The following is a 17,878-nucleotide window of genomic DNA, read 5'->3' as shown; positions in this document are numbered from 1 at the left end:
GCACAAACCTGGCCTGCATTCGATGTCGTTACGTCTCGTTACACTGGTCGGCGTATGGCCAACTGCGCCGGGCAGAATAGCATCGCTTGGGCCGGTGTGCAGGAGACTTCGCACGACTCGCGAAGCCCATTCCATTTATCGGCGCCTCAATGAAAAACCTTTGCGCTCCAGTGCGCCACCGCAATTTGCCTGGCATTCCTGATGATTCTTGCAGTGCTTCTTCCCTGCCTTCGAGCGACGACTTATTGCCTCCTCACATCGAGCAATTTGCGACCCAAAAAACAAAAACCCCGCAAGCCGAGACTTGCGGGGTTTCCACCGCCATTACTGGCGGAGACGGAGGGATTCGAACCCTCGATCCAGGTTTTGGCCCAGATGCTCCCTTAGCAGGGGAGTGCCTTCGACCTCTCGGCCACGTCTCCCAAAAACTTCGTTCGCGCCAGGGAGGCAGCGCAACGAAGCCAAGATAATAGCGGGTTAGCGCCTTGCGGTCAATTCATACGACGCTTTTTTGCAAAGTTTTTTCTGCAAGCGCACGACGAACCTCGTGGGCGGCATTGCGCATCGGAATCGAGCGGAAAAACCGCGTCACATCCTCGTCACACAACACAAACGCGGCGCAATGGCAGCGCAAACACGGCACGGTTTACGCGTGCTCGAGGTCGAACGCCTTGTGCAGCGCGCGCACCGCCAGTTCCATGTACTTCTCGTCGATCAGCACCGAGATCTTGATTTCCGAGGTCGAGATCATCTGGATATTGATGCCCTCTTCCGAAAGCGTGCGGAACATCTTGCTCGCCACGCCCACGTGCGAGCGCATGCCCACGCCGACCACCGAAACCTTCGACACCTTCGCGTCGCCGAGCACCTGCTCCGCGCTCACGTGACCCTTCACCTGGTTGTTCAGCACGTCGATGGCGCGCTGATAGTCGCCGCGGGGCACCGTGAACGTGAAGTCCGTCTTGCCGGCCACGCTCTGGTTCTGGATGATCATGTCGACGTCGATGTTAGCGTCCGCCACCGGGCCGAGGATCTGATACGCGATGCCCGGCTTGTCGGGCACGCCCATCACGATGATGCGGGCCTCGTCGCGCTGGAACGCGATACCCGAGATGACTGCTTTTTCCATGGTCTCGTCTTCTTCAAAAGTAATCAGGGTGCCCGAGGACATTTCCTCGTCGAGGTTCATCATCGGGTCGGTCAGGCTGGAGAGCACACGCGTCTTCACCTGATACTTGCCCGCGAATTCCACCGAGCGGATCTGCAGCACTTTCGAGCCGAGGCTGGCCATTTCCAGCATCTCTTCGAACGTAATGCGGTCGAGACGGCGTGCGTCGTCGACCACACGCGGATCGGTCGTGTAGACGCCGTCGACGTCCGTATAGATCAGGCATTCGTCGGCCTTCAGCGCCGCTGCGACTGCAACCGCCGAAGTGTCCGAGCCGCCGCGGCCGAGCGTGGTGATGTGGCCTTCCGGGTCGATGCCCTGGAAGCCCGTTATCACGACCACCTTGCCGTCGTCGAGATCGGCCAGCACGCGCTCGCCGTCGATGTCGTTGATGCGGGCCTTGGTGAACGAGCTGTCGGTTTTGACCGGCACTTGCCAGCCGGTGTAGCTGATGGCGTCGACGCCTGCTTCCTGCAGCGCGATCGACAGGAGGCCGACGCTCACCTGCTCACCGGTCGACGCAATCATGTCGAGCTCGCGCGGGCTGGGTTGAGGCGAAATTTCTTTCGCGAGACCAAGCAGACGATTCGTTTCGCCGGACATTGCCGAGGGCACGACGACCATCTTGTGGCCCGCCTTGTGCCATTTGGCGACGCGTTTAGCGACGTTCTTGATGCGCTCGACCGAGCCCATCGAGGTGCCGCCGTATTTGTGTACGATGAGTGCCATTGTCGTTCTGAACTGGAGATGTTACCGCGCTGGCGCACTGAAGAACCGGGCCGCCCGGACGCCTTGGGGCCACGGCGGCGGCTTCAGCGCGTGCAGCACGCGCGGGTTTTGCCTCAGGGGCGCGAAGGCCGGCGCATCGTATCCACATCGTGTCGATATGTATCGACGCGCGCTGGTGCCTTGCACTCGCGCCCTGCCCGCATGCCGCTACGACGTCCCTGCAACCGTCGGATACCGCTCGAAGGAAAAATCGCGCCTTCACGAGACACGCCGCTTTTGACGGCGTCCGTGAACGCGAAAAAGCGGGCTGGACAAACGACTTACACTACCCGATTGACGCCAAAATTACAAGACGGAACACGCTTGCGGAGGCCGAAAAAGGCTTGTCTGGCAAGGATTTGCGGGGGAACGATCGCCGTTCCCCGGCGGCGAATTGAACGGTGTCTTCGCATGCGACTTCAAGCGACCAACACATCCTCTCGCCATTCGATGCGACGCCAGGCCGCGTCAGGCTCGCCGGGTGTCGCGCCGCACGCCGACCGGTTCACGCCGATACGGGGCACGAACAGCAAGGTCTCGCCCACATAGAGCAACGGCACGTCGCGCTCCCATGCAGGCACGCCGCGCGTCTGGAACAGGTTCTTGAGTGTGCGGCTCACGTTCGCGGCTTCGTCGCGCAAGCGCTCGCCACCGCTGCGCTCGCGCGCGACGAGCGGCGCGCTTGCGAGCATGCGCTCTGGAACGGCGTCGGCTTCGTCGGGTGAGGCAGGCGCGAAAACGTAGGTCCCGCGCCACGAGGGCAGACGCCAGACTTCCTCTCCGCGCCAGTTCAACGACACGGGCGCGCGCGCGTGAGCGGCGTCCTCGCCTGCGCGTTCGGACCGCGCACGTACGGCTTCCCACGAAACGATGCCGCGATACGAGCGCAAGCGCTGCCCGGCGTGATCGACGCGCAACGCGTGGCCGTGCATGTCCTCGCGCGCGATCTCGCGCAACTGCCGCAACAGATCCGCAAGCCGCGCCGTCGATGCCGCCGGCAGGCCAAGCGAGCGCATCCAGTAACGCAGCAAATTGAGCGCTCGGGCATCGTCGAGCGCGAGCAGCGCGGCGTGTGAAAGCGCGCGGTCGCCCTCGCGTCCAACGTCGCGCAAATCGATGCGCGCGAGATCGTCGAGCAAACGCTGCGAAGAAGCCGCATGCGCCGCCGTGCGCGCGAGCGCATCGCGATAACCGGGAAAATGGGCCGAGAGCGCCGGCATCACGACGTGACGCAAGGCGTTGCGCGCGTAGCGCGTGTCGTCGTTCGATTCGTCGTCGATCCAGTGCAGGCCGTGCGCGCGCGCATAGCGTTCCAGTTGCGTGCGCAACAGTGCGAGCAGCGGCCGCATGCGCGCCACGCCATTCACGCTCGCACGTGCGGGCGCCATCGCCGCGAGCCCCGCGAGCCCGGCGCCGCGCAGCAACTGCAACAGCACCGTCTCCGCCTGATCGTCCGCATGCTGCGCGAGCCAGAGCGCCTGCACGCCGTGCGCCGTGCACATCGCGTCGAGCGCGCGGTAGCGGGCGTCGCGGGCGGCCGCCTCGACGCCGGCCGCGTCGTCGCGCACCAACTCCACGCGCCTCGCGTCGAACGTCACGCCGTACGCACGCGCGGTTGCCTCGCAGTGGGCGAGCCATGCGTCGGCATTCGGGCTCAGGCCGTGATGCACATGCAGTGCGACGAGACGCGCCGGCCCGGCCACCCGCACCGCGGCGTCCAGCAGCACGGACGAGTCGAGCCCCCCGCTATACGCGATAGCGATGCGGGCGTCGTCGGCAAGCGTGGATAGCACAACGCCGAGCGCATCGAGAACGATGCGCCCGGCGTCGGATTCGGGATGGTCGGTCACAGCACGACCGCAGACGTCGAGGAACGTTGACGTCGCGCGCCTTACGCGCCCGGCGTCGTTTCCTTGAACTTGCCGTAGGCCATCAGGCGCTCGAAACGGCGCTGCTTCAGGTCGGCGATGCTCATGCCCTGGAACTGGCGCAGCGAGTCGGCAAGCGCGCGGCGCAGCAGCGCGGCCATGCCCTTCGGATCGCGATGCGCGCCGCCGAGCGGCTCGTTCACGATCTTGTCGATGAGGCCCAGCGCCTTCAGGCGGTGCGCCGTGAGGCCCAGCGCTTCCGCGGCTTCCGGCGCCTTCGCGGCGCTCTTCCAGAGAATCGACGCGCAGCCTTCCGGCGAAATCACCGAGTAGGTGGAGAACTGCAGCATCATGACGGTATCGGCCACGGCCACCGCGAGCGCGCCGCCCGAACCGCCTTCGCCGATGATAGTCGTGATGATCGGCGTCTTGAGTTCGGCCATGACGTAGAGATTACGGCCGATGGCTTCCGACTGGCCGCGCTCTTCCGCGCCGATGCCCGGGTACGCGCCCGGCGTGTCGACAAACGTGAAGATGGGCAGCCCAAACTTCTCGGCGAGGCGCATCAGTCGCTCGGCCTTGCGATAGCCTTCCGGGCGCGGCATGCCGAAGTTGCGCGCGGCGCGCTCCTTCGTGTCACGGCCCTTCTGGTGGCCGATCACCATGCAAGCCTGGCCATTGAAGCGCGCGAGCCCGCCGACGACGGAAAGGTCGTCCGCAAAGGAGCGGTCGCCATGGAGTTCGTGAAAATCGGTAAAAAGCTCGTGCACGTAATCGAGCGTGTACGGACGCTGCGGATGACGCGCGATCTGCGAAACCTGCCACGGGCTCAGGTTCGCATAGAGGTCCTTCGTGAGTTGCTGGCTCTTCTTCGACAGCCGCTCGATTTCTTCCGAAATATCGACGGCCGAATCGTCCTGAACGAAGCGCAGTTCTTCGATCTTCGCTTCCAGTTCAGCGATCGGCTGTTCGAAATCCAGAAACGTGGTCTTCATGTGTGGGAATCCTTCACTTTGCGGCAGCGCGTATTCTAACCGCGCCAGCCCGCGCCGAAATCGGCTCAGAACTATCGATTTCTTCGATCGATAGCGTTTTTCTCATTATCGACGACTACCCGCGCTTCACGACGGCTCGAGGCTGCGCCACATATACCAAGTCGCGACGGTACGCCACGGCTCCCAGTTGGCCGCGACTTCGCGCGCTTCGCTGCGCGTGACCGGCTCGCCACTGAAATAGTTGACGCTGATCGCGCGGATGAGGCCCAGATCGTCGAGCGGCAGCACATTGGGGCGCGCGAGATTGAAGATCAGGAACATCTCGGCGGTCCAGCGGCCAATGCCGCGAATCGCCGTGAGCTCCGCGATCACGTCTTCATCGTCCATCGACGTCCACTTGCCGACGTGCAACGCACCCGAGACGAAATGCTGCGCGAGATCGAGGATGTATTCCGTCTTGCGTTTGGAGAGGCCGCACGCGGCCAGCTTTTCGTGACCGAGTTTCAGGAACTGCTGCGGCACGAGCTTGGGGCATGCGGCTTCGACACGCTGCCAAAGCGCCTGCGCCGCCGCCGTCGAAATCTGCTGGCCGACCACCGAGCGTGCGAGCGTGACGAACGGATCGTCGCGGCTCAACAAATGCACGGGACCGAACTTCGGAATCAGCTTCTTGAGAATGCGGTCGCGCTTGACGAGGTCCGCGCATGCCTTGTCCCAATAGTCGGGACGCTGCACTTCGAATTCGAGATCGCCCAGCGCGTTCGCCGCGGGCTCCACGGCTTCGAGCGCCGCCGGACCGTTGGAGAGAGCGGCCTCGATTGCCGCGCCGTCGAGCACTTCGTGCGAGCCGGACGCGCCGTTGGTTTTCCCGCGCGCCGTCTTCGCAGCCGGCCTTGTCGCTGCCTTGCCGCCCGCTCCATTGAGCGCACGCTTTGCACCTGCGGGTGCGCCCGCAGTTCCGCCCGTTAGCGACGCAGACCGCCTGGTCTGCGTCTTCGTGGCCGTTGCCATCCTGCCTCCTGCCTCGCGAATCGATCAGTGGAAACTGGACAGCCCGCTTACACGCGGCGCCACTCGGTCAACCCGCCCGGTTTGTCTTCGAGCGCGACACCGGCTTCGAGCAGTTCGGCCCGAATCCGGTCCGCCTCCGCATATTGCTTCGCCTGCTTGGCCGCCGTGCGCGCCGCGATCTTCGCTTCGATCGCTGCCACGTCGAGCGCGCCTGCATCTTGTGCGCCCGCGGCCTGTTGCAGGAACACGCGCGGCTCGCGCACGAGCAGCCCGATCACACGTGCGAGGCGTTGCAGCTGACGCGCGAGCATGGCGTCGCGCGTACGGTTCACCTCGCTCGCGAGTTCGAACAGCACGGCGATCGCCACCGGCGTGTTGAAATCGTCGTTCATTGCCGCACGAAAACGTTGCGCGTACGGCTCGTTCCAGTCAAGCTCGCCCGCGTCCGGCGTCACGTCTTTCAACGCGGTGTAAAGACGCGTGAGCGCGTTGCGCGCGTCGTCGAGATGCGCGTCGCTGTGATTCAACGGCGAGCGGTAATGCGCGCGCGCCATGAAGAAGCGCACCACTTCCGCATCGTACTTCGCCAGCACTTCGCGGATCGTGAAGAAGTTGCCGAGCGACTTCGACATCTTCTCGTTGTCGATATTCACGAAACCGTTATGCATCCACGTATTGACGAACGTCTTGCCGGTCGCGCCTTCGCTCTGCGCAATCTCGTTCTCGTGGTGCGGAAACTGCAGGTCCTGACCGCCGCCATGAATGTCGAAGTGCTCGCCGAGCAACGTGCAGCCCATAGCCGAGCATTCGATGTGCCAGCCAGGACGCCCGCGCCCATATTTCGAGTCCCAGCTCGTGTCGGCCGGCTCATGCGGTTTTGACTGTTTCCACAGCACGAAGTCAAGCGGATCCTGCTTGGCATCGTTCGTCGCCACACGTTCGCCCGCGCGCAGGTCTTCGATCGACTTGCCCGAGAGCGCGCCATAGTTCGCGAACTTGCGCACCGCGTAGTTGACGTCGCCGTCCGCACCCTGGTACGCGTAGCCATTGCGCTCGAGCTTGCCGATCATGTCGAGCATTTGTGGGATGTACTGCGTCGCGCGCGGCTCGTGATCGGGACGCTCGATGCCGAGCGCGTCCGCGTCTTCGTGCAGCGCTGCGATGAACCGGTCGGTAAGCTGCTTGATCGTCTCGCCGTTTTCTACCGCACGACGAATGATCTTGTCGTCGATATCGGTAATGTTGCGCACGTAGGTCACGTTGTAACCGAGCGCGCGCAGCCAGCGTTGCACGATATCGAAGACCACCATCACACGCGCATGCCCGACATGACAATAGTCGTACACCGTCATCCCGCAGACGTACATACGCACGACGCCGGGCTCGAGTGGCACGAAATTTTGCTTGTCACGCGCGAGCGTGTTGTAGATGCGCAGTGATTCCATAAAGGCGATGGATACGTGGGTCGAAAGAAATCCGCGGCGGCGCCGACCGCAGCCAGCGGGTGATGCCCGCATTGCTCAGGCTGCTGTCTGTCGGCGTCCGGACTGCAACCAGGTTGCTGTCGAGGCGGAGACGACCACGAGTGGCGTTGGAAAGCCCGGCGACTCGCGCAAGCGCCCGGAATACGAATGAAACGGGCGAGGGACAAAGCGCGCGACGAAAACGCACAGACCTTTTGTTAGAATGGCTCGGAGTATAACACCGCGACCTCACCCTATGAAACCTTCCAGCGGCCGCGCGCCCCGTGCTGCGACCCTTGCCGCGTCGGCTCTCTCGAGCGTCGCGATCGTGCTGTGCAGTGTCAGCATCGCGCATGCCGCGCCCCCGGCGACCTCCGACGCGACGCCCGGCGCCGACGCCGCGATCAGCGAGCACGACTGGGCTGGCGCGCTCAGCCAACTCGACGCGCGCATCAAGACGAACCCGCGCGACGTGCAGGCGAAGTTCAAGCGCGCGACCATTCTCGCGCGCCTGAACCGCGACGACGACGCGATCGAGGCGTTCACCGAACTCACGCAGCTCTACCCCGAATTGCCCGAGCCTTACAACAATCTCGCGGCGCTTTACGCGAAACATGGCCGCTACGACGAGGCGCGCGTCGCGCTCGAAACCGCGGTGAAGGCGAACCCGTCGTACGGACTCGCGTGGGAAAATCTCGGCGACCTGTACCTGCGTCTGGCCGACGCGTCATACCGCCGCGCGCAAACGCTTGGCCATGCAAGCGCCACCACGCAGCAGCGCCAGGCCGACATCGCGAAGATCATCTCGCCGCCGCCCGCGCAAAAGAAGTCGGCCGCCGCCGCGGCGGCAGAAGGCGCGTCGGCCGCGAGCCCGTCGGCCATCGTGCCGGCGCTCAGCAACCCCGCGTACCAGTTCGGCGGCTCGACGGGGTCGCTCGCGATGCCGCCTTTCGTGGCGCCGTCGAACTAACATCTGGCGCGCAGCGTGCGCGCCGCGAAACGTTTTTCCCGCACTTCCGAGGATACTCATGAAATGGTTGATGTTGGCGCTCGGCAGCGCCGCCCTGATCGCGAACGCACCCGCCTTTGCGCAAAACGGCCAGCCGGCCGCCGCGCACCCGCAAGTGCTCTTCAAGACCAGTGAAGGCGACATTCGCGTCGAGCTCTATCCGGAGAAGGCGCCGAAGACCGTCGACAATTTCCTGCAGTACGTGAAGGCTGGCCAGTACAACGGCACGATCTTTCATCGCGTGATTCGCGGCTTCATGATCCAGGGCGGCGGCTACACGCAAAGCTTCGTCGAGAAGCCCACGCGCGCACCGATCGCGCTCGAGAGCAAGAACGGCCTGAAGAATCTCGCGGGCACGATCGCGATGGCGCGCACGAGCGACCCGAATTCGGCCACCGCCCAGTTCTTCATCAACACGGTGGATAACGCCGGCCTCGACTATCCGAACCCGGACGGCAACGGCTATGCCGTGTTCGGCAAGGTCACGCAGGGCATGGACGTCGTGAAGAAGATCGAAGCGGCGCCCACCACCTCGCGCGGCCCGATGTCCGATGTGCCGCAAAAGGAAATCGTGATCGAGTCGGCGACCGTCGTCGGCAAGTAAGCACGCCGGCAACACGCCAGTTAATCATCGACTAACCGGGCGGCAGCGCCGCCCTCACCCGTCGCACGTCGCGGCGCCGGCACACGCGTTGGGCAACACGCCCCGCCTCTTGCCGATGCAGCGACGTTCATTCCCCCCGCCACAGGCAAAGGATTCCATCATGGTCGAACTGCACACGAACCACGGCGTCATCAAGCTCGAACTGAACGCCGAGAAGGCCCCGAAGACGGTCGCCAACTTCCTCAACTATGTGAAGAGCGGCCACTATGACGGCACGGTGTTTCACCGCGTCATCGACGGGTTCATGATCCAGGGCGGCGGCTTCGACGCCGGCATGAAGCAAAAGCCGACCGAAGCGCCGATCGAAAACGAAGCGAACAACGGTCTGAAGAACGAGCGCGGCTCGATCGCCATGGCGCGCACCAACGACCCGCATTCGGCATCGGCACAATTCTTCATCAACGTCGCCGACAACGACTTCCTGAACCACTCGTCGCCGACGCCGCAAGGCTGGGGCTACGCCGTGTTCGGCAAGGTCGTGGAAGGCCTTGAAGTGGTCGACAAGATCAAGAAGGTCAAGACGGGCTCGAAGGGCTTCCATCAGGACGTGCCGGTCGACGACGTCGTGATCGAGAAGGCTGTCGTCGCCGAATAAGCGTCATACAACTCTCACGCACACCCTTCATCGATGCTGCAGGAAAAGGCTTTACGACACGCTGCCGCGGGCGTGCCCGGCGAGGGCAAGCGCCCGCACGCGGCTCGTCCGTTTCTGTTCATCTCCGATGTGCATCTGAATGAAGGGATTCCGCGCACGGTCGCCGCGTTCGAGCGCTTCATCCGGGTTACGGCCGATCAGGCCGACTCGGTGTTCATACTCGGCGACCTCTTCGAATACTGGATCGGTGACGACATGCTCACCGACGCGTTCCCCGCGCGCATGGCAGCGCTGATGCATACGCTCTCCGAGCGCGGCATCGCGCTCTACATCATGCACGGCAACCGCGACTTTCTGCTGGGCAAGCGTTTCATGAAAGCCGCGGGCGCGATATGGCTGCCCGACCCTATCGCGATCACCGCGTTCGGCACGCGCCTCGCACTCGCGCACGGCGACGCGCTGTGCACCGACGATCACGGTTATCAGCTCTTCCGCAAGCTCGCGCGCAACCGGCTCGTGCAGTTGCTATTTCTGGCGTGGCCGTTTCGCTGGCGGCGGGCGATCGCCGAAAGGGCGCGCCGCGCGAGCGAGAACAAACGCGGTGGTCCGCGCCTGCCGAAGTACGACGTCACGGTCAAAGGCGTCGCGGCGCTCTTCAAGCGTGCGCGCGCGAACACCATCGTGCACGGCCACACGCACCGGCCGGCGCGCCACCAGGAGCCCGGCGGCACGCGCTGGGTCCTGCCCGACTGGGATCTCGATCACGGCAAGCCGCGCGGCGGCTACCTGCGAGTGGATGCCGAAGGCTTCAGGGTCTTGTCGCTGGACTGAGGCGCGCCGCTTTTACTTTTAGCGCCGCGCTTTTGGCGCCTCGCTTTTAGCGCCCTCTTCGCGCCACGCCTCAAACGCGCGCTGGCGCCTTCTCCTCTTCGCGGCTCGGCGCTTCGGCTTGCGGGCCGCCGCATTCCAGCCCCTCGGATAGACGCCGCAATTCGGCGAGCGCTGCATCGGCGCCATGCAGCGCCTCGAGTCGCGCGCCGAGCCGCTCGAGTGCGACGACGATCGCATCGACGCGCTGTGTCTGCGTAGCCGCGTGGTCGATCAGGCCGTGGATCGCGAGCGAAACCGGGTCGTCGGCATTGGGCGTGATGCCATAGGCGCAAAAGCCCTCGCGCGGCGAAACCGGTTTGGCCTGCACGGGCGCGGTCTTCGCGGGCGCGACGACGCGCGCGGGGTTGCCCACCGCCGTCGCGCCTTCCGGCACCGGCTTCACGACCACGGCGTTAGAGCCGATTTTCGCCCCGGCGCCCACCGTGAAGCTGCCGAGCACCTTTGCGCCCGCACCGACGATCACGCCCGGACCCAGCGTCGGGTGACGCTTCGCGCCGCGCGTGAGCGACGTGCCGCCGAGCGTCACGCCCTGGTAGATCGTGCAGTCGTCGCCGACTTCGGCCGTCTCGCCGATCACGACGCCCATGCCGTGATCGATGAACACCCGCCGGCCGATGGTCGCGCCCGGATGGATCTCGATGCCCGTCAGAAAACGCGCGATCTGCGAAACGTAGCGGGCGAGCCAGCGGCGCCTGGCGAGCCAGCACGCATGCGCGAAGCGATGCAGCACGAGCGCATGCAGACCCGGATAACAGGTCAGGACCTCCCACGCGCTGCGGGCGGCGGGATCGCGCTCGCGGATCGTGGCAATGTCTTCGCGAAGTCTCTTGAGCATGGCTATCACGCTAAAAACGGGTGAATCATGGAGAATGGCGGCCGCGCGACGACGCAGCGTGCGCGCAAGCGACGCAACGGCTATTGCAGCCGCGCGCATTTGCTTATGAATTTTTCGCCGGTTTCCGGCCGATTGTAGGCGCAAAGCCGATTCGAGGCCGGAAGCCCCCGTCGGCGGCAAGGTTGGATGCCGGCGCGTACGCAGCCGCGCCGGAGCAGACGATCAGCGGATCTCGTTCTTGCCGTCGCCTTTGCCCTTGAGCAGGAGGATGTGCTTGGCGACGCCGCGCACGATATTGACCTCCTCGCGCTCGAGCCCCGAGCGGGCGAACAGCCGCCGCAGGCGCGACATCAGCTTCTTCGGATTGGCGGGATCGAGATACTCGAGCGCGATGAGCGCGTTCTCGAGGTGCACGTACATGCGCTCGATGTCGTCGCTCGTCGCGAGCGGCGACCCGGCCGCAAGCTGCGCGACGCCGCCCGCACCGCCGGCCGCCGGCAGCGCGGCGGCGGGTGCGCTCTCCCCGAGGTAGGCGAGGCGCAACTCGTAGGCCAGCACCTGGACTGCCTGGGCAAGATTGAGCGAGCTATAGGCGGGATTGGCCGGGATATGCGCAAGCGCGCTACAGCGCTCGACGTCGCCGTTCGACAGGCCCGTGCGCTCGTTGCCGAACACGAGCGCGATGTCGCCGCCGTGCACCGCCTGGCGGCAGGCGGCCTGCACCGCCTGGCGCGGCGCTGCAGGCGGCGGCCCGTACTCGCGCGTGCGCGCCGTGAGCGCGAGCGACCATTGCACGCCTGCCAGCGCGTCGGCGAGCGTCGGCACGATGTGGGCGGCCGCGAGCACGTCGTCGGCGCCGCTCGCCATGGCCACGGCTTCCGGGTCGCAGTGGACCTGCGGCACGCGCGGCGCCACCAGCACGAGGCGCGAGAATCCCATGGTCTTCAGCGCGCGCGCGGCCGCGCCGACATTGCCGGGGTGGCTCGGCTCGACGAGCACGAAGCGGGTGGACGTGAAGCCGCCGCGCAGCGGCTCGTGAGCGTCGCCGGAAGCCGGCGCCGTAGCGTGGGAAGTTGCGTGGGAATCAGGTGAATCGGGGTGCGCCAAGATGGTTCTCTAACCGCGAAAAGGAGATTGAAACGTCTATGTTAGCGCGCCCAGCGCCGCGGCGATGTGCGCTCGAGCGCGTCCTGTCGCGAACATCATATCCAGAAAAATCCCGATATCCCGCCCGGGAGAAGCCGTGGAAACGCCGATACTCGGGTAAAATGGCGGTTTCGCGCGCGTCAGGCGAATCGTGCAGCCGTTCAGCTGCCCGCCAGGCGCCCGGCAAGTCGCTGGCAACCAGCGCCGCCGCGCCCCGCTCTTATCCAATTCGTCTCCGTTGACGGGACAGGTTCCGCAGGTCCACTCCAGGCCCGCGCCCTGTCCAATCGTTAGACGCTTTTATCTTTTGCACCACCGGCGCGCACCCAGCCTTCGCGAGCGCCGGACAACAAGGATCCTGGCTCATGCATCCCATGCTCAACATCGCTGTCAAGGCCGCGCGCCGCGCCGGACAGATCATCAACCGCGCGTCGCTCGACCTCGATCTCGTGCAGGTCACGAAGAAGCAGCACAACGATTTCGTCACGGAAGTCGACAAGGCGGCGGAAGCCGCCATCATCGAAACGCTCAAGACAGCCTACCCCGACCACGCCATCCTCGCCGAGGAATCGGGCCAGTCGGAGAACGAGTCCGAATATCAGTGGATCATCGATCCGCTCGACGGCACCACCAATTTCATCCACGGCTTCCAGTATTACTGCGTCTCGATCGCGCTCGCGCACAAGGGCATCGTCACCCAGGCCGTGGTCTACGACCCGACGCGTAACGACCTCTTCACCGCTTCGCGGGGCCGCGGCGCGTTCCTGAACGACCGCCGCATCCGCGTGGGCCGCCGCGACCGTCTCGCTGACGGCCTGCTCGGCACCGGCTTCCCGTTCCGCGAAAAGGACGGCCTCGACAGCTACTGCGAGCTGTTCGCCGAAATGACCAACGCGTGCGCGGGCCTGCGCCGCCCGGGCGCGGCAGCGCTCGATCTGGCCAACGTCGCCGCCGGCCGCATGGACGGCTTCTTCGAACAGGGCCTCAATCCGTGGGACGTCGCCGCGGGCGGCCTGCTCGTGACGGAAGCCGGCGGTCTGATCGGCAACTACACGGGCGACTCGGACTTCCTGCACATGGGCGAAGTCGTCGCTGGCAATCCGAAGATCTACGCGCAAATGGTGCCGATCCTCTCGAAGTACACGCGCGTGCCCAAGGCGGCGTAAGCGCCCATGCGCGTCGCGGTGCACGCCTTGTCCAACTGCGACGCGTGCAGCGCGCGGACCAGGTCCGTCGCCCACGCATGCGCATCGAGCGGCTTCGGCCGCTTTTTTGTTTCGCCCGTCGCCCTGCTGCAAGAGGACCACGCACGCATCCGATGAAAAAAGGCTTCTACACGATCATCGCCGCGCAGTTCGTGTCGTCGCTCGCCGACAACGCGCTCCTCATCGCGGCGATTGCGCTGCTCACGGTGATTGCTTCGCCCGCCTGGGTGACGCCGCTGCTGCAGATCTTCTTCACGATCTCCTACGTGCTGCTCGCGCCTTTCGTCGGCGCGTTTGCCGACGCCTTGCAAAAGCGCCACGTGATGTTCGTCTCGAACGCGCTCAAGGCGTGTGGCTGCCTGCTGATGATCGCGGGCGTGCATCCGATGATCGCGTATGGCGTGGTCGGCTTCGGCGCGGCGGCTTACTCGCCTGCAAAGTACGGAATCCTGACGGAATTGCTGCCGGCCGAAAAGCTCATCGCCGCCAATGCGTGGCTCGAATCGGCCACGGTGCTTTCAACCATTGTCGGCACGATGATGGGCGGCGCACTCGTTTCCACTTACGCCGACCGTTTCGTCACGCGTCATCCTTGGCCGGCGATTCATTCGGCCGCCGACCTCGCGATGCTCGCCGTCATGATCACGTACGTGCTCGCCGCGATCATCAACATCGGCATTCCCGATACGGGCGCGCGCTACGAGAACCGGCTCAGGGAACCGGCTCGTCTCATGGGCGATTTCACGCATAGCTTCAACGTGCTCTGGACCGACAAGCTCGCGCAGATCGCACTCTGGGTCACGACCCTGATGTGGGGCGCGGCGGTCACGCTGCAACTGCTCGTGCTCAAGTGGGCCGACGTTAATCTCGGGCTCTCGCTCTCGAAAGCCGCCGTGATGCAGGGCGTGACCGGACTCGGCATCGCGCTCGGCGCGGGCGCGGCAGCCGCATGGGTCTCGCTGCGCGCCTCGTTGCGCGTGCTGCCCGTGGGCGTGCTGTGCGGCGCGGTGGCGATCGGCATGGCGTTCTACAGCAAGGGCCTCTTTCCGCAAGGTGTTGGCGTGCGCTTCGGCACGTTCATCGTTCCCTTCTACCTGCTTTTCGCCTACCCGCTGATGGTGCTGCTCGGCGTGCTCGCCGGTTTTTTCATCGTGCCGATGAACGCCTTGCTCCAGCATCGCGGCGCGACGCTGCTTTCGGCGGGTCACTCGATCGCGGTGCAGAATTTCAACCAGAATCTCGCGGTGCTGCTCATGCTCGGCGCGTATGCACTGCTGCTCACCGCGAAGGTCCCCGTGCAGTGGATCATCGTCGTATTCGGCCTGTTCGTCTCCACGATGATCTGGCTCGCCATGCGGCACAGTGCGGCAAACGCGCGCACCGTCGACCTGCAGGCGCTGGTCGATGAATGACGGGAGCCGCTGTGACGGCGTTAGCCGAAAGGCTGGCTTTACATGCAATCGGCGCGCGTTAAACTCACGCCCTGAACCCCTGGCAAGATACCGAGGATGGCTACACACACCGCAGGCGCAGCCGACATCGCGCAACACACTCCCATGATGCAGCAGTACCTGCGCATCAAGGCCGACCATCCGGGCACGCTCGTGTTCTACCGCATGGGCGACTTCTACGAGCTCTTCTTCGAAGACGCCGAGAAGGCCGCGCGCCTGCTCGACCTCACGCTCACGCAGCGCGGGGCCTCGGCGGGCAATCCGATCAAGATGGCGGGCGTGCCGCATCACGCGGTCGAGCAATATCTCGCGAAGCTCGTAAAGCTGGGCGAGTCGGTGGCGATCTGCGAACAGATCGGCGACCCGGCCACCTCAAAGGGTCCGGTCGAGCGCAAGGTCGTGCGCGTGGTCACGCCGGGCACGCTGACCGACGCAGCGCTCCTCTCCGACAAGAACGACGTCTACCTGATGGCGGTTTGCCCCGGCCACAACCGGCGCGGCGTGACCGTCAACGTGGGCCTCGCGTGGCTCAATCTCGCCAGCGGCGCCTTGCGCCTCGCGCAAGTCGCGCCCGAACAGGTCGCCACGGCGTTCGAGCGCATTCGGCCTGCCGAAATCCTCGTCGCGGAAATGCCGGCGGAAACCGCTGCCTGGGCGCCGCCCGCCGGTTCGGGCGCGCTCACACGCGTGCCGGCCTGGCACTTCGACGTCGGCTCGGGCAAGCAGCGCCTGTGTGACCAGCTCGACGTGGCAAGCCTCGACGGCTTCGGCGCGCAAACACTCACGAGCGCATGCGGCGCGGCGGGCGCGCTGCTGCTCTACGCGGCGGCCACACAAGGCCAGCAACTGCGCCACGTGCGCAGCCTGAAGGTCGAAGCCGAATCGGAATACATCGGGCTCGATCCGGCCACGCGCCGCAACCTCGAACTCACGGAAACGCTGCGCGGCACCGAATCGCCCACGCTCTGCTCGCTGCTCGACACGTGCAGCACGGCCATGGGCAGCCGCTTGCTGCGTCACTGGCTCCATCACCCGCCGCGCGAAGCCGCGATCGCGCAAATGCGCCAGCAGGCCATCGGCGCATTGCTCGAGGCGCCGCCGCACGCGAGCGTCGATACGTTGCGGGGCGCCTTGCGCCAGATCGCGGACGTCGAACGCATTACCGGGCGCCTCGCTCTGCTTTCCGCGCGCCCGCGCGATCTGTCGAGCCTGCGCGACACCTTTGCCGCGCTGCCCGCGCTGCGCGCACAGGTCGCCGCCGCAAGCGGCGCGGCCACGTCGCTTGCGGACATTGCCGAGGCGCTCGAACCGCCCGCGGAGTGCGCGGCGCTCCTGCAACGCGCCGTCGCGCCCGAACCGGCGGCGATGGTGCGCGACGGCGGCGTGATCGCGCGCGGCTACGACGCGGATCTCGACGAACTGCGCGACATCTCCGAGAACTGCGGTCAGTTCCTGCTCGACCTCGAAACGCGCGAGCGCACACGCACGGGCATCGGCAATCTGCGCGTCGAGTACAACAGGGTGCACGGCTTCTATATCGAAGTCACACGCGGTCAGACCGACAAGGTTCCCGACGACTATCGCCGTCGCCAGACGCTCAAGAACGCCGAGCGCTACATCACGCCGGAACTGAAGACGTTCGAAGACAAGGCGCTGTCGGCGCAGGAACGTGCGCTTTCGCGCGAAAAGGCGCTCTACGACGCACTGCTGCAGTCGCTGCTGCCGTTCATTCCCGATTGCCAGCGCGTGGCCGGCGCACTGGCGGAACTCGACCTGCTGGCCGCGTTCGCTGAACGCGCCCGCGCGCTCGACTGGAACGCGCCCGCGTTTACGCAGGCGCCCGGCATCGAAATCGAGCAAGGCCGCCATCCCGTGGTCGAAGCGCAGGTCGAGCAGTTCATCGCCAACGACTGTCTGCTTTCGGCCGAGCGCAAGCTGCTGCTCATCACCGGCCCGAACATGGGCGGTAAGTCGACCTTTATGCGGCAGACCGCGCTCATCGCCTTGCTCGCTTACGTGGGCAGCTACGTGCCGGCAAAGCGCGCGAGCTTCGGGCCGATCGACCGCATCTTCACGCGCATCGGCGCCGCAGACGACCTCGCGGGCGGCCGCTCGACCTTCATGGTCGAGATGACCGAAGCCGCGGCCATTCTCAACGACGCCACGCCGCAAAGCCTCGTGCTGATGGACGAGATCGGGCGCGGCACGTCGACGTTCGACGGCCTCGCGCTCGCGTGGGCCATCGCGCGGCATCTGCTCGCGCACAACGGTTGCCACACGCTCTTCGCCACGCACTACTTCGAGCTCACGCAACTGCCGGCCGAATTTGCGCAGGCGGCGAACGTGCATCTTTCGGCCGTCGAGCATGGGCACGGCATCGTCTTCCTGCATGCGGTGCAGGAAGGCCCGGCGAACCAGAGCTACGGCCTGCAGGTCGCGCAGCTCGCGGGGGTACCTGCCGCCGTGATCCGCGCAGCGCGCAAGCATCTCGTGCATCTGGAGCAGCAGTCGGCGGGGCAGCCCACGCCGCAACTCGACCTCTTTGCCACGCCCGCCGCCGATTACGACGACGAGGCACCCTTCGTGGAAGATCGCGCCGCGCCGGTCGAGGAAGATCGTGGCGCATCGCTCGTTGCACAGCGGCTGCGCGAACTCGATCCGAACGAACTGCGCCCGCGCGACGCGCTCGACCTGTTGTACGAACTGCATGAGCTGGCCACGGCGCCGGACGCCAAACGCTGAGCGTCGCCTCGCGACGCCGCCGCGGCCGCCGCAACGGGCGGACTGCGGCAGTTCCCGCTCGCGCTAT

At 65.4% G+C, this 17,878-nt stretch carries 14 protein-coding genes and 1 tRNA gene; 7 read left to right on the top strand and 8 right to left on the bottom strand.

From position 1 onward, the window contains the following. Positions 1-328 precede the first annotated feature (328 nt). The 6 genes from M3I53_RS06855 to cysS form a co-directional block, all read right to left on the bottom strand. A tRNA-Ser gene (locus tag M3I53_RS06855) sits at positions 329-422 on the bottom strand. A 224-nt stretch (positions 423-646) separates the two neighbouring features. Further along, the gene (locus M3I53_RS06850; RefSeq protein WP_028204105.1) at positions 647-1,897 is read right to left on the bottom strand and encodes an aspartate kinase; all 1,251 of its coding nucleotides are present in this window, start codon (positions 1,895-1,897) and stop codon (positions 647-649) included. A gap of 458 nt (positions 1,898-2,355) precedes the next feature. Next, positions 2,356-3,786, bottom strand: a complete 1,431-nt coding sequence (gene tilS, locus M3I53_RS06845) for a tRNA lysidine(34) synthetase TilS (RefSeq protein WP_254315209.1) — start codon at positions 3,784-3,786, stop codon at positions 2,356-2,358. 41 nt (positions 3,787-3,827) lie between these two features. After that, a complete protein-coding gene (locus tag M3I53_RS06840) occupies positions 3,828-4,799 on the bottom strand; it encodes an acetyl-CoA carboxylase carboxyltransferase subunit alpha (RefSeq protein ID WP_028204107.1) in 972 nt (323 codons plus the stop codon). Positions 4,800-4,925: 126 nt separating this feature from the next. Beyond that, on the bottom strand, positions 4,926-5,810 hold the full coding sequence (locus tag M3I53_RS06835; RefSeq protein WP_254315208.1) for a DNA-3-methyladenine glycosylase: 885 nt from the start codon (positions 5,808-5,810) through the stop codon (positions 4,926-4,928). Positions 5,811-5,857: 47 nt separating this feature from the next. Further along, positions 5,858-7,255, bottom strand: a complete 1,398-nt coding sequence (gene cysS / locus M3I53_RS06830) for a cysteine--tRNA ligase (protein ID WP_254315207.1) — start codon at positions 7,253-7,255, stop codon at positions 5,858-5,860. Positions 7,256-7,529: 274 nt separating this feature from the next. Between cysS and M3I53_RS06825 the strand changes: the two genes are divergently transcribed. The 4 genes from M3I53_RS06825 (at position 7,530) to M3I53_RS06810 (ending at position 10,372) form a co-directional block, all read left to right on the top strand. Further along, the gene (locus M3I53_RS06825; protein ID WP_254315206.1) at positions 7,530-8,243 is read left to right on the top strand and encodes a M48 family metallopeptidase; all 714 of its coding nucleotides are present in this window, start codon (positions 7,530-7,532) and stop codon (positions 8,241-8,243) included. A 58-nt stretch (positions 8,244-8,301) separates the two neighbouring features. Then, the gene (locus tag M3I53_RS06820; RefSeq protein ID WP_254315205.1) at positions 8,302-8,886 is read left to right on the top strand and encodes a peptidylprolyl isomerase; all 585 of its coding nucleotides are present in this window, start codon (positions 8,302-8,304) and stop codon (positions 8,884-8,886) included. A gap of 160 nt (positions 8,887-9,046) precedes the next feature. Then, positions 9,047-9,541 (top strand): peptidylprolyl isomerase, encoded by a 495-nt coding sequence (locus M3I53_RS06815; protein WP_254315204.1) that lies wholly within the window; start codon positions 9,047-9,049, stop codon positions 9,539-9,541. A 33-nt stretch (positions 9,542-9,574) separates the two neighbouring features. After that, entirely contained in the window at positions 9,575-10,372 is a 798-nt protein-coding gene (locus tag M3I53_RS06810; protein WP_254315203.1) for a UDP-2,3-diacylglucosamine diphosphatase, read from the top strand. 70 nt (positions 10,373-10,442) lie between these two features. Here the strand turns inward: M3I53_RS06810 and cysE are convergent, their stop codons facing one another. After that, positions 10,443-11,267 (bottom strand): serine O-acetyltransferase, encoded by an 825-nt coding sequence (gene cysE / locus M3I53_RS06805; protein ID WP_375542476.1) that lies wholly within the window; start codon positions 11,265-11,267, stop codon positions 10,443-10,445. A 222-nt stretch (positions 11,268-11,489) separates the two neighbouring features. Beyond that, positions 11,490-12,296 carry an RNA methyltransferase gene (locus tag M3I53_RS06800; RefSeq protein ID WP_254315393.1) on the bottom strand — a complete coding sequence of 269 codons (807 nt, stop codon included), beginning with the start codon at positions 12,294-12,296 and terminating at the stop codon, positions 11,490-11,492. Positions 12,297-12,778: 482 nt separating this feature from the next. On the opposite strand from M3I53_RS06800, the gene M3I53_RS06795 reads away from it, so the two are divergent. The 3 genes from M3I53_RS06795 to mutS all read left to right on the top strand — a co-directional run bounded on the left by M3I53_RS06795 (position 12,779) and on the right by mutS (position 17,811). Continuing rightward, entirely contained in the window at positions 12,779-13,579 is an 801-nt protein-coding gene (locus M3I53_RS06795) for an inositol monophosphatase family protein (protein WP_254315201.1), read from the top strand. 152 nt (positions 13,580-13,731) lie between these two features. Beyond that, positions 13,732-15,030, top strand: a complete 1,299-nt coding sequence (lplT, locus tag M3I53_RS06790) for a lysophospholipid transporter LplT (RefSeq protein WP_254315200.1) — start codon at positions 13,732-13,734, stop codon at positions 15,028-15,030. 96 nt (positions 15,031-15,126) lie between these two features. Further along, entirely contained in the window at positions 15,127-17,811 is a 2,685-nt protein-coding gene (mutS, locus tag M3I53_RS06785; RefSeq protein WP_254315199.1) for a DNA mismatch repair protein MutS, read from the top strand. Positions 17,812-17,878 lie beyond the last annotated feature (67 nt).

The organism is Paraburkholderia sp. CNPSo 3272 (assembly GCF_024206495.1).
Classification (GTDB): domain Bacteria; phylum Pseudomonadota; class Gammaproteobacteria; order Burkholderiales; family Burkholderiaceae; genus Paraburkholderia.
This window is presented reverse-complemented; position numbering and strand designations above follow the sequence as displayed.